The following is a 12,560-nucleotide window of genomic DNA, read 5'->3' as shown; positions in this document are numbered from 1 at the left end:
TTAGTTGAACTTGGTCTTCGTTGCTCTGAAGCCTTGTCCGTGTCAGCGAGGGCGTATATTAAGGATCTACAGATTTTGTGCAACCCTTTTCGACATTTTCTTTCAATTTATTTTAAATAAAAGCGAATTCGTTCATAAAACCGTCAAAAAACACTCTTTTTGGTTATAAAGCAACCAAATAAAGAGAGTTTACGCATTATCAATCTATCAATTCGGGCATATCTACTGAAATAGAGCGCACTACTTTCATTTCCTGAGTGTCGATAGCCACTTGATAAGCAATTACCTCAACCCCCTTTCCAACTACTTCAATAAATGCCTGAGCATACTTTTTATCAATGTGCGCAGCGGGTGTAACAGAATCAATCCCCGTATGACTCACACAAAAGAACATTACTGCACGATGCCCTTCTTCGACCATCTTCGCCAGCTCATACAAATGTTTACGCCCACGATCTGTAATTGCATCAGGAAAGTACCCTAATCCGTCTTCCTCTAATAAGGTGACATTTTTAACTTCCACATAACACTTGCTGCCATCACCGCCAGTGAGTAACCAATCAATGCGACTTTTCTCGCCATACTTCACTTCGGCTTTTTGCTCCGCATAACCGGAAAGCTCCTTCACCACGCCACCAGCAATGGCCTCGCCCACCAATTTATTCGGGTAACCGGTATTGATACAAGCCAAATGCTGGTTATCTACCTCCACCAGCTCCCATGTATAGGCAAGTTTACGCTTTGGGTTATCACTTTTAGATAGCCACACGCGCGCGCTATCTTGCTGGCAGCGTTTCATTGATCCAGTATTGGGACAATGGGCCACCACGACCTCACCATTTGGCAATTCAATATCTGACAAAAAACGTTTATAACGTTTAATTAATTTCCCCTCTATTAAGGGCGTTGGAAATTCCACAACAAAACTCCAAAATGTTTTGAGATTCAATACAAACAAAAACAGCCCTCTTTACTATAAAGAGAGCTGCTTTGATAACGATATAGTAAAGGAACATCCTCCCCTACCACAATCGACAAGTGAAACCTTACCCCATTAACTCAAGCAAGCGAGCAGCGGACGCTTTAGGATCATCAGCGCTGCAAATTGCAGAGACCAGCGCTAAACCATGAACACCAGTGGAACAAAGTTCAGGGATATTCCCTTCATGGATTCCTCCAATGGCAACAATAGGTAAAGACGTTACCTTGAGTGCCGACTTCAATCCATCTATCCCCCAATGATACTTAGTGTTGGTTTTTGTTGGTGTCGCGAAGATGGCACTTAAGCCAATGTAATCAATCGGCAAAGAATCGGCCTCAGCAAGCTGTTCTTGTGTTTCGATTGATAGCCCTAAAATCTTATCAGGGCCGATTAACTGACGAGCAACCTTAGCTGGCATGTCCGATTGACCGAGATGAACGCCATCGGCATCCACCGCGAGCGCGACATCTACTCGATCATTAATAATTAAAGGAACACCTGAACCTTTAAGAATCTCTTTAACGGCCAAGGCTCGCTCAATAAAAGCACGCACATCGCCATGCTTTTCACGAACTTGAACCATAGTCACACCACCTTCCACAGCCTTGCTTACAACACGTTTTAAGGTGGCTAAATCTTGTTGGTCATCGGTAACCAGATACAAACGATAGGGATTCATTGTGTTTCCTTTAAGCCAATTGTTATTTCTCTAACAGGCTAACCTATTAACTCACCTGAAGCTTGAGTCGCTTAGCTAATGTGGCTTCATCCAACAAATACAACTCATCAATAATGGTCAGCTGTAAGCTACCTGGCCCACGCGCTTGCTCGGCCGCAATTTCTCCGACAACACCAAGCACAGCTGCAGCCGCCACACCGGTTTCTTCGCCCACCGCCGCAAAGGCCGCCGTCAGAGCGCTCAATGTACAACCCATTCCGGTCACACAAGGCATCATGGCATGGCCATTGTTGAGCTTAACCGTTTGCTCACTTGTCACTATGTAATCGGTCTCTCCGGAAATAACGACACGGGCGCCATACTCCTTCACCAAGAAATGCGCCGCGCTCAGTGCGGTATCGCTGCTATCTAGTGCATCCACGCCTTTGCTTTTCGCTTGTTCGTTGGCCAGTGCGATGATTTCCGATGCGTTGCCTCGAATAATCAGTTGATCGGCCAAGCGCGCTATTTCGCGAGAGGTGTCAGTCCGCAATATGCTGGCTCCGCAACCGACGGGGTCAAGTACGACCACTTTGCCATTCGCATTGGCTTGTTCGACAGCAAACGTCATACGTGGAATCCAAGCGCTATCTAGCGTACCGATGTTGATCACCAACGCCCCAGCAAACGCCATCATCTCTGCCATTTCTTGCTTAGAGTGCGCCATAATGGGAGACGCCCCAATCGCTAGCAGCGCATTAGCCGTATTGTTCATCACCACATAGTTGGTAATGTTCACGACTAAAGGCTTTTGTTCTCTTACGGCAGTAAGCGCTTGAGTGATTTGTTCAACTAACATCTTCATGCTCCTATCAATGTTACTTAGCGTTTAAGCCTTGTTGCCAAAAAGCGATTTCCATGCGGGTAGCCGTCTTAAATACATCAACTAAATTCTGTCCACGCTGGCTGTTTATATCAATCTCGGACAACAGCTTATTAAAGTGCTCCATTCCTGTCATAACACTCGATTGGTAGTCGTCACCACTATAAAGCTTGATCCAGCTCGCATAAGGGTTACCTTCAATGACAGTATTTTCATCTTCAAGTAACGCCTTACCAATCACGCCATAACCAACAGAACATGGCGCTAATGCCGCATAAAGATCGACTAAATCGCCAGTCATACCCGCATCCAACACATAACGCGTGTAAGCCACCGTGCCAAAATCTTCCGGTTCGTTTTCAAGATCCGCTTCTGTTAATCCCCATTGTGCGCAATATTCCACATGATGGGCGGTTTCTGAATCTAACAGGTTGTACACAGTCGGCAAGGCGCGACGCATATCGTCTAACGTACGCGCTTTGTAAATTGCCAATGCATACGCACGGGCATATTGCTTGAGAAACAAAAAGTCTTGCTTTAGATAATGCAAAAAGCACGGTTGTTCAAGAGTACCTTTTGCTAATTGCTGTACAAAAGTGTGTTCTGTGTAGGCCGTCCAATCTTCCTGGCAGGCGGCGATCAAATCTTGGTAATTCATATGACAAATCTCTTAGAGTTAGCCGCTTTAGGCATTAGTTAAAGGTCGGTACGTAATCTTTCGCTTTCGGTAACGTATTAATGACTTTATGGTCGAACAAGAACTGGGCGTAATCGTCATAGCGTTTTAGATCTACCGCGGCTGGTCGTAGCGCAAAGCGGCTCAAGGAATCATTCCAAGCGCGCTTGTTTAACTCGTTATTAAGCGTATCAGGGGCATAAGCAACAAACTGTTCCCACGCTGCATTTGGATGATTGACGATATACGTCGTGGCTTGCTGAATGGCTTTATTAAAGGCTTCTATGTCTTTTTTATTGTAGGTGTTGGCGTTAGCGACAAAGATCAGCTCATCATAAGAAGGCACACCGTGCTCTTCTGGGTAAAAGGCTTTGGCTTTGTATCCTTCTAACGCGAGCTGATTGATTTCAAAGTTACGAAAACCGCCCCAAATCGCATCGACTTTGCCTGAGGCAAGAGACGACGAGAGCGCCCAACCCACATTAATAATGTTCACATCAGAAAATTTAACGCCTTCTTGCCCAAGCATGGTGCCAAGCGTCGCTTCTTCGTTCCCAGCAATAGAGATGCCAATGCTTTTCCCTTCAAGATCCGCAAGGGAGTCGTTTTTTCCATTATCAAGCACCAACAGAGTATTCAATGGTGTCGCGACCAATGTTGAAGCACGGATTAAAGGTAAACCAGCAGATACATCCATGGTCAAATTTGGTTGATATGACACGGCCAAGTCCACTTTACCAGCAGCAACCAACTTAGCAGGCGTACTTGGATCAGCAGGCTCTTCGATTTTCACCTGCAGGCCTGCCTGTTCAAAGTAGCCACGCTCTTTGGCAATAATGATAGGGCCATGACCTGGATTAACAAACCAATCCAGCATTAACGTTAGCTTCTTTTCTGCCGCCATAACATTATTCGAAACCAGCACCGCAAACAGAGCAATGGCACTCAGCAATGTATTTTTATTCATCGATTTTTTCCTTTTATGGTTCTACTTATTTTGCCAAGGGATGGCTTTTTTCAATACTATGTCCGTGCTGAAATACAAGATGATCGAGAGCACCGCGAGAATAAATAAGGCGGCAAACATCTCATCAATAATCATCCGCGCATTCGCTTGCAGCATCAGATAACCCAAGCCTTCGCTTGACCCTACCCATTCGCCAACCACCGCACCAATCGGCGCAATAACAACGGCAACACGAATGCCTGAAGCGAGCGTCGGCAAAGCCGCAGGCAATTGAATATGCCGCAACAATTGCCACTTCGAGGCGCCCATGGTTTTAGCAAGGTCAAGATAACCGGTAGGTGTGTTACGCAGGCCGTCATAACAACAGGTCGTCACCGGAAAGAAGATAATAATGGCCGCAATGACCACTTTTGAGGCAATGCCATAGCCTAACCAGAGCATCATCACGGGCGCGATAGCAAACACAGGAATGGCTTGGCTAGCAATGAGTATGGGGAGCAGCCAACGCTTAAGCGGCTGAAACATCAACATCATCAAGGCAAACAATAAGCCCATGGTTAACCCTAAACCGAGACCGAGCAAAATTTCTTGCGCGGTAACCCAAGTATGCTTGAGCAGCACATCATAGCGGGTTCCTAAACGATCGAGCACCGCGATTGGCGACGGCAAAATAAAGCTTGGCATCTGAAAAGCCACCACCACAATTTGCCAAAGACCAAGAATCACTGCCGTGCTGATCACCAACCGTAGCGCCGAATACGTAATACGCTCTTTCTTACTAAGGCGTGTCGACACAGAATGGTACTGAGCCATATCACTCATAGTCTTTCTCCAACTGATCCAAAATAGCTTGTTGCAAAGCAGCGCATTCAGCATCGAGTTTTCGAGGTGGCGACGACTCAGGAACATCCAACTGCTGAGCTTGGGCTGGCGCACCTTGAAGAACATACAATTGATCTGCCAAACGCACTGCCTCTTGCGGATCATGAGTGATCAATACAACCGTTTTGTCTTTTAACAAGGAGGCGGACAACGTCTGCAACTTGTGCCGAGTAACCGCATCAAGCGCTGAAAAGGGTTCGTCCATCAACACCAGCGGTTTGTCTTGCATTAAAGTACGAGCAAGCGCCACCCGTTGACGCATACCACCGGACAGTTGGGCGGGAGTCATATAGGCATTATCTGCAAGGCCGACTTGCTCAAGCAAAATCAGTGCGCGCTGCTTATCGTGTTCTTTGTTAGGAGCGGCATTGGCAAAGCGTGAGCTTAAACACACGTTGTCCAACACATTTAGCCAGGGAAGGAGCAAATCTTGCTGTGCCATATACGCAATATGGTCATGCAATACTATATTCTCAGCAGATACGTTATTGCCACTAACCGCAATCTCACCTTGCCATTCCACTTGATCGTCTAGTAGACCAGCAAGATAACGCAATATCGTCGTTTTACCGCTGCCACTACGACCCAGCAGCACCGTCCACTGATTCGCCGGAATGGTCATATTCATCCCTGCTAGCGTTGGTACCGGAGTGCCTTTGTATTGAAGGCCCCCATGACGAATCTTTATGCCGATGATGGCTTTAGCGCACATCTTGATGGCCTGCAAAGAAGTGATGAACTGGGCCGTGGCCTTGACCGATATCTAACTCATCCGCATGGGCAATCGCGCCGGTAATATACTGTTTACCTAACTGAACGGATTGCTGCAGGCTATTGCCCTGAGCAAGGTAAGAGGCAATCGCAGAAGACAGTGTGCAGCCTGTTCCATGGGTATTTTTTGTGACTAGCCGTTTAGCGCTTAATAATTCAAAGTCATCTTGTGTGATCAAAAGGTCGTTACTATTTTCGTCCGCCTCTAAATGCCCTCCTTTTAGCAAAACCGCCTTAGCGCCCAATGCACGTAAATCCGCCATCATATCGTTCATTTCGACTTCAGATTGAGGCACGGCATGACCGGTTAGCGCGGCCGCTTCAGGTAGGTTGGGTGTAACAATGTCAGCAAGAGGGAGTAATGTCTCTTTTAACGCGGATATTGCCGAGTGCTTTAGCAATAAATCACCGCTAGTAGCCACCATCACAGGATCAATCACGATATATTTCGGCTCGTATTGGCGTAATTTAGCGGCCACGACCTTGATGATGCTGACATCAGCCAGCATGCCTATTTTCACCGCAACAACATTAAGATCAGTAAAAACGGCGTCTAGTTGACTCGCGACATGGTCAAGCGGAATCGGATAAATAGCCGAAACGCCTAGCGTATTTTGTGAAGTAATCGCGGTAATGACAGAACAGGCAAAGCTACCCGTGGCGGACATAGCCTTAATATCCGCTTGAATACCCGCACCGCCGCCACTGTCTGACCCTGCAATGGTAAGCACAATAGGAATATTTTTTGACGCGGTTTGATTCGTTTTTTGCTGTTTAAGGTGTTGCTGTGTAGATGGTGCCATTATCGTTCCTATTAAAGACGTATAGGAACTGACTTTGGCCATTCTGGAGGGATCAAAGATCGGACTCGCATAAGATAGCCGTAATTGCTCGGCTAAAGGCAAAGTGCAAATAGTTCCCTACGCCAGTGCTAACTGAATCAGGTTCTGCGGGTCTCTTTCGATCTCAGCCAATGCATTGGCCCCCCGACTATTTCACAGAAAGAATAACAGGACATTCAGGTGAAAGGTATTCTTTTTTAAACAGCCGACACATACAAAAACGGCCCTCTTTACACTAAAGAGGGCCGTTTGATTTCAGAAGTAATGTACCGTAACAAGGATTTACAACAGCCACATAACGCTATGAAATTTCTCGCAAACTAAGCTCTGTCTCAAACGAATAAAATTTCGCACTTAGACCTGCAACACGTACCCCATAAAGGCGCGCGGTATCGAGATCCCCTTGCGACATTTCTTCAGGTCCAGCATCGGCAGCAACTTGTGCCATTGGACCAAGAAATGACCCCATTCGGTTGATATCATCACGCTGTGACGCTTTTGTATTAGAAGACTTCATTCCCATACCGACCCAAATACCTCTATGCTGAGCCGCAAATAAAGTGAAGTATTGCAGAGTCGATAGCTTGTCACCATTGATACTAGAGCTGTTGGTAAAACCGCCGAACACTTTGTTTTTCCATTGATCTTCGAACCACGGCTTTGATGATGCATCAGCAAACTTCTTGAACTGCCAACTTGGCCCGCCCATATAGGTTGGAGATCCTAAAATCACAAAGTGCGCTTTGCTAATATCAGACCACGCTGTTTCGCTTAATTCACCATTTGCATCAATCGGTAGCAGTTTAGCGTTCGCCCCATCCGCAACGGCTTCTGCCACTCGTCGAGTATGGCCATAACCAGAATGATAGATGACTACCCCTTTCAACTCTGAAGAAAAACTCATAACACACCTCTTAATTTGATTGATAAAACTTGCCCTAAAGACAAAACAAAAAACGCCCGACTTTTCATCACAGAACACAACGCAAAGGCTTTTGCCTAAATTGAAATAACAGAACTACCAAAACCAACAATGGAAAAATGACATGCAGCCACTGCTGATATAGTACGAGCGTAATAAGCGCCCCCACTAAAACCAAACCACCTAAAGCAAGACCCGCCTGCCGCAATTTAAGCGACGACTTGGTTTGCCAATAAGCACTTAAAAGCTCAAGTGCCGCGGTGATGTAATGGAAACCATCGGGGTAACCCCAACGGCTGTAGTCTTCAAGCAAGGGAGCAGGAGGAAACACATTCAACAATCCCGCAAAGACAAAAAAAGCGACCAACAACCAAGTCATAAAAAATTGGTAAGAAAACAGTTTCATCTGACTACTCCCCTAGCTATCGCAATGTTGGCGTAGTTTGCTTACCGGACGGCATGCGAGTAGGCGCGGTACGTTCAAGCATCCAGCCAGGATATTCCGGAACCAGACGACTAACAGAGTCCAGAATAGCTAGATCTTGCTGATCTAACTGGATCTCTACTGCTGCAAGGTTCTGCTCTATTTGATCGAGGCGTTTTGCTCCTGTAATCACAGACGTTACAAAAGGCTTACTCAATACATAAGCAAGCGCCACGGCAGCAATAGAAGCATCATGTTTTGCTGCAATCGGTCGCATAGCATCAACACACGCCCAAACTTTGTCCCTATCCACAGGAGGAAAGTCAAAATTGGCACGCCGCCCTTCGCCTTTTGAGTCTGGCGAAAATTTTCCTGATAGCAGCCCGCCAGCCAAAGGAGACCAAGCCAGTAATCCCATCTTTTCTTCCATTAACATGGGAGCCATTTCACGCTCTAAATCTCTCCCAGCCAAAGAAAAATAGCCTTGCACAGTTTCAAATCGCGTAAAACCCTCTCGCTCAGCAATACCCTGTGCTTTCGCGATACGCCAAGCTGTCCAATTAGACAAACCGATATAACGAATCAAGCCGCGCGAAACAAGGTCATCAAGTGTTCGCAGAGTTTCTTCAATAGGCGTGATAGGATCGTTAGCATGAATTTGATAAAGGTCGATGTAGTCCATTTGCAAGCGCTCCAAACTTGCTTCTACCGAATCCAAAATATGGCCTCGAGAAGCACCTCTATCATTCGGACCCGCTCCTGATGGGTTAAAAACCTTAGTCGCAATCACCACATCTTTACGAGGCACATTTAGATTCTTTAAAGCTTGGCCGAGCATTTTCTCAGAGTGCCCATTTGTATAAACATCCGCTGTATCAAAGAAGTTAACACCAGCAGAAAAGCAACACTCCACAATGCTGTCCGCTGTCGCCTGATCCATTCCTGCAATATCATGGTAAAGACCTTGTTGACCTGTCGGACCAAATGTCATGGTTCCAAGGCACATTTCTGACACAAACAACCCTGTATTACCCAGTTGGTTATAGCGCATGTCATTCTCCCAAATACGTAGAACCAGCCCGCCTGACTCTCTAAGATTCCACTCTACCTTGTGGCATTTTTACGATAAACTACTCCAATAAAAACCCATTGTTATCAAAAAGAGACACAATGCATAATCTTGAAAATCTCGCCATATTTGTACGCATCTCAGAAATGGGTAGTTTCACTCACGCAGCAGAAAGCCTTGGCATACAAAAAGGCCGAGCATCTAACGTCGTGCGCCAATTAGAAAGACAGGTTGGGACACGCCTTTTGCACCGCTCAACTCGTAAGGTTCAGCTAACAGAAAACGGGCGAAATTTTTATCTACGAGCTTGCGCTTTACTCGCTGATGCAGAAGAGTTGAGTTTGATGTTTTCAGACGATGACGCACTGCTCGATGGACGAATACGCGCAGATTTACCAACAGAATTCGCCCGCGCAAACGTCATTCCTGCATTACCAGAATTTATGGCAAAGTATCCAGGTATTGAGCTGGAAATTTCCAGCACCGACCGTAGAGTTGATGTGGCTCAAGAAGGTATGGATTGTGTGCTTAGAGTAGGTGAGATTCTCGATGATTCTCTTGTGGCGCGACATATTGGCGCGTTAAAAATGGTAAACGCGGCAAGTCCAGCGTACTTAGAAAAATATGGAACACCTCATACTTTAGAAGATCTAACCACACAAGATCATCGTCTTGTTCACTACACTCCGACATTAGGAAATCGCCCATTTGGATGGGAATATCACGATGGTGAAAGTTACAAAACACTCAATTTGCCCGGCTCATTGCGGGTAAACAATGTTCAAACTTATCATGAAGCAGGGCTCGCTGGACTTGGATTGATACAAGCAGGCTTATCCAGCCTAACCCCATTTCTAAAAGACGGATCTCTCGTTGAAGTACTTCCAACGCTACGACCAGAGCCATTGCCGGTTTCTATTGTCGTAGCACACAGGCAAAATTTGTCTCGTCGAGTACGAATTTTTATCGCATGGCTAGAGGACGTATTAAAGCCCTATCTTGATTAGTTTAACGACGACAGTACTCCAGAATTTTTTAAACAGCCAACACATACAAAAACAGCCCTCCTTACAGTAAAGAGAGCCGCTTTATTAAGCTATTAATGAGTAGGGGTTATTCCCACTCTATCGTTAATGAACAAAATATCCGCTCTCTTTACTCAGATAAGCTATCCGTTAAATAAATCTGTTCGAACTCGCAAGCTTATGAAAAGGGCAGCAAGCAACAAAATACTAGCACCAGTAATAAAAACCCCTACAATGCCACTCAGACCAAAAATCAGCCCTCCTACGGCAGCACCCAATGCAATCGATGACTGCACGGCTGCAACCACCATGCCTCCCGCCGTTTCAGCGTGATCAGGAAGCACCTGAGCAACCCAGCTTGACCACGCAACGGGCACACCACCAAATGCCAACCCCCAAAGCGCAACTAACACCATCAATCCAATATTTCCAAGAGGAAGCAGGATAATTCCGAATGCCGCTATACCGACCAATGCAGGCTTAATGACTAAAGTAGCATGTAAACTACGCTGCATTAACTCGCCAGCTAACAACGTTCCAAGGAAATTAGCAACACCAAACCCTAGAAGCATCAAAGACAAGCCATCTACACCAATATTAGAAACACTCTCTAAAGCAGGCCGAATATAGGTAAACAAGGCGTACTGCCCCGTGTGAGCTAATACACACCCCAGCATTCCGATGAAGATACCGGGACGTCGTAACAACCCCAGCACTGATTCATTCTGAACGGCTTTACGCGGCGCCATACTCGGCAATGTGAAAAGCTGAAAAATCAACGTCAAAACGCCCACGGCTGCTGCGGCATAGAAAGCACTGCGCCAACCATAAAGTCCCCCTAGGTAACTACCAAGAGGGATAGAAACCACGGTCCCCACTGCAATACCACTGAAGATGATAGAAAGAGCCCGGGGAACAAGTTTTTTTGGCACTAAACGCATTGCAACCGCCGCCGCCATAGACCAAAACCCTCCAAGCGCAAAGCCTAATAAGATACGCATTACCAGTAGAAACACTAGATTGGTAGACAAGGTGACCAATAAATTAGAAGCAATCATCAATACGGTAAAACTTAACAAAACCACTCGTCTATCTAAATTGCGAGTTAGTCGTGGTACTGACAGACCAGCAAACAAAGCAACTACAGCGGTCACTGTCACAGCTTGACCTGCTAGCGCTTCCGAAACACCAAGATCGGAGGCCATTGGCGTAAGTAGACTGGCAGGAAGATACTCAGCGGTTAACAGACCAAACACTCCCATCGCTAAGGAAAAAACTGCCATCCATGCAGGCGTTGACGGCACTTCGTCAGCCTTGTCAGTTGATACTGGCTCCATTACTTCATCATTCATTTCAAGATTCCTAGACATAAAAAACATGTAGGAAGTCTAGAGTCTAAGGTTCGGATGATCTATGATTAATACTCCCTAATTTTTGATTGAAACCCCTAAATGAAAGAAAGTCAGCAATTTGCTATATCCTCGGAACTCATAAGTGAACTATTAACAGGCATGCGCTTGAGCGGCGTTCAATACCGCCGCATTCAGACTGGACCTACTTTTGGCTTAGCATTTAATTCAAGACCGGGACACGCTTACTTTCATTATGTAGCTGTGGGGACAGCGTTACTCAGAACAAAAGAAGGCACTCACGAATTATCGGCAGGTAGTGCAGTATTCATACCTCAAGGGCTCGACCATCAACTAATATCAAGCACACAGATCTCAGGTCAAGAAATCAGCGAGTTTACCTCTGATCCACTAGGAGATAGTGTTAGTGGGGTAGATACATGTCCAAGCACTCATTCAATACCAAGCGCTATCATTTTCTACGGTTGTATGGAATTCGATCTCGGTGGTATGTATGAGCTTAGAAAACTCATGCCTGACGTGATGGTCGCAGATACACATGGACAGAAATATCCGGATTTAGTGGGGATATTAGACGCCATGAAACGAGAAATTTGCTCCGGTCGTATAGGCTTTGCAGGAATACTGGCTAGATTAGCCGAAGTGGGAGCATCAATGATCGTACGCGGATGGGTGGAAAATGGCTGTGAGAATGCTTCGGGCCTTATCTCTGCGCTACGAGATCCACGTCTCGCCCCTGCAATACTAGCGTTGCATCGCCAACCGGGTAAACAATGGACAGTTTCATCGTTAGCAGCTGAGTCTCATATTTCACGATCGATCTTTGCCCAACGATTTCAAGATACCATTGGCATGCCACCATTACGTTACACAACCACGCTACGAATGCGCCTTGCTCACCAATGGTTAACTAACGAAAAAATCTCCATCGACGTTGTCGCTCAACGTTTAGGTTACACTTCCCAAGCGGCATTTAGCCGAGCTTTCAAACGCATTACTGGACATCCCCCAGGCGCGAGTCGATATTTATCCATATAATTAAATACTAACTCTCAATCTTCCAACTATAACGCAGCCAACTATTAGTTT

The 12,560-nt window shown here is 46.0% G+C and carries 14 protein-coding genes and 1 riboswitch; of the genes, 2 read left to right on the top strand and 12 right to left on the bottom strand.

Annotated features, from left to right (window positions below; genetic code table 11):
• Nucleotides 1-199 precede the first annotated feature (199 nt).
• The 11 genes from sfsA to AC2A4J_RS19650 all read right to left on the bottom strand — a co-directional run bounded on the left by sfsA (nucleotide 200) and on the right by AC2A4J_RS19650 (nucleotide 9,058).
• A complete protein-coding gene (gene sfsA / locus AC2A4J_RS19700; RefSeq protein WP_484177211.1) occupies nucleotides 200-919 on the bottom strand; it encodes a DNA/RNA nuclease SfsA in 720 nt (239 codons plus the stop codon).
• 127 nt (nucleotides 920-1,046) lie between these two features.
• Entirely contained in the window at nucleotides 1,047-1,661 is a 615-nt protein-coding gene (gene thiE, locus AC2A4J_RS19695; RefSeq protein WP_484177210.1) for a thiamine phosphate synthase, read from the bottom strand.
• 46 nt (nucleotides 1,662-1,707) lie between these two features.
• On the bottom strand, nucleotides 1,708-2,499 hold the full coding sequence (gene thiM / locus AC2A4J_RS19690) for a hydroxyethylthiazole kinase (protein WP_484177209.1): 792 nt from the start codon (nucleotides 2,497-2,499) through the stop codon (nucleotides 1,708-1,710).
• A 19-nt stretch (nucleotides 2,500-2,518) separates the two neighbouring features.
• Nucleotides 2,519-3,181 (bottom strand): thiaminase II, encoded by a 663-nt coding sequence (gene tenA / locus AC2A4J_RS19685; RefSeq protein WP_484177208.1) that lies wholly within the window; start codon nucleotides 3,179-3,181, stop codon nucleotides 2,519-2,521.
• A 34-nt stretch (nucleotides 3,182-3,215) separates the two neighbouring features.
• A complete protein-coding gene (locus tag AC2A4J_RS19680) occupies nucleotides 3,216-4,166 on the bottom strand; it encodes an ABC transporter substrate-binding protein (RefSeq protein WP_484177207.1) in 951 nt (316 codons plus the stop codon).
• 21 nt (nucleotides 4,167-4,187) lie between these two features.
• On the bottom strand, nucleotides 4,188-4,988 hold the full coding sequence (locus AC2A4J_RS19675) for an ABC transporter permease (protein ID WP_370646852.1): 801 nt from the start codon (nucleotides 4,986-4,988) through the stop codon (nucleotides 4,188-4,190).
• Nucleotides 4,981-5,760 (bottom strand): ABC transporter ATP-binding protein, encoded by a 780-nt coding sequence (locus AC2A4J_RS19670; RefSeq protein WP_255827067.1) that lies wholly within the window; start codon nucleotides 5,758-5,760, stop codon nucleotides 4,981-4,983. Before AC2A4J_RS19670 ends, AC2A4J_RS19675 begins: the two co-directional genes overlap by 8 nt.
• Entirely contained in the window at nucleotides 5,750-6,622 is an 873-nt protein-coding gene (thiD, locus tag AC2A4J_RS19665; protein ID WP_484177206.1) for a bifunctional hydroxymethylpyrimidine kinase/phosphomethylpyrimidine kinase, read from the bottom strand. Before thiD ends, AC2A4J_RS19670 begins: the two co-directional genes overlap by 11 nt.
• A gap of 97 nt (nucleotides 6,623-6,719) precedes the next feature.
• Nucleotides 6,720-6,818: riboswitch (TPP riboswitch) on the bottom strand.
• A 144-nt stretch (nucleotides 6,819-6,962) separates the two neighbouring features.
• Nucleotides 6,963-7,565: a flavodoxin family protein gene (locus AC2A4J_RS19660; protein WP_255827069.1), complete on the bottom strand. Its 603-nt coding sequence runs from the start codon at nucleotides 7,563-7,565 to the stop codon at nucleotides 6,963-6,965.
• A 67-nt stretch (nucleotides 7,566-7,632) separates the two neighbouring features.
• Nucleotides 7,633-7,989, bottom strand: coding sequence for a DoxX family protein (locus AC2A4J_RS19655; protein ID WP_484177205.1), 357 nt, complete (start codon nucleotides 7,987-7,989; stop codon nucleotides 7,633-7,635).
• A 16-nt stretch (nucleotides 7,990-8,005) separates the two neighbouring features.
• Complete coding sequence (locus AC2A4J_RS19650; protein WP_484177204.1) at nucleotides 8,006-9,058, bottom strand: aldo/keto reductase; 1,053 nt, start codon at nucleotides 9,056-9,058, stop codon at nucleotides 8,006-8,008.
• A 119-nt stretch (nucleotides 9,059-9,177) separates the two neighbouring features.
• Between AC2A4J_RS19650 and AC2A4J_RS19645 the strand changes: the two genes are divergently transcribed.
• Nucleotides 9,178-10,083, top strand: a complete 906-nt coding sequence (locus AC2A4J_RS19645) for a LysR family transcriptional regulator (protein WP_484177203.1) — start codon at nucleotides 9,178-9,180, stop codon at nucleotides 10,081-10,083.
• A 161-nt stretch (nucleotides 10,084-10,244) separates the two neighbouring features.
• Here AC2A4J_RS19645 and AC2A4J_RS19640 read toward each other — a convergent pair whose 3' ends face one another.
• Nucleotides 10,245-11,453 (bottom strand): MFS transporter, encoded by a 1,209-nt coding sequence (locus AC2A4J_RS19640; protein WP_484177202.1) that lies wholly within the window; start codon nucleotides 11,451-11,453, stop codon nucleotides 10,245-10,247.
• A gap of 99 nt (nucleotides 11,454-11,552) precedes the next feature.
• Here AC2A4J_RS19640 and AC2A4J_RS19635 point away from each other — a divergent pair, with 99 nt between their 5' ends.
• The gene (locus AC2A4J_RS19635; protein ID WP_484177201.1) at nucleotides 11,553-12,509 is read left to right on the top strand and encodes an AraC family transcriptional regulator; all 957 of its coding nucleotides are present in this window, start codon (nucleotides 11,553-11,555) and stop codon (nucleotides 12,507-12,509) included.
• Nucleotides 12,510-12,560 lie beyond the last annotated feature (51 nt).

The organism is Marinomonas sp. ATLA20, from assembly GCF_057180105.1.
Note: the sequence above shows the minus strand (reverse complement) of the source record. Positions and strands in the feature narration are given on the sequence as shown.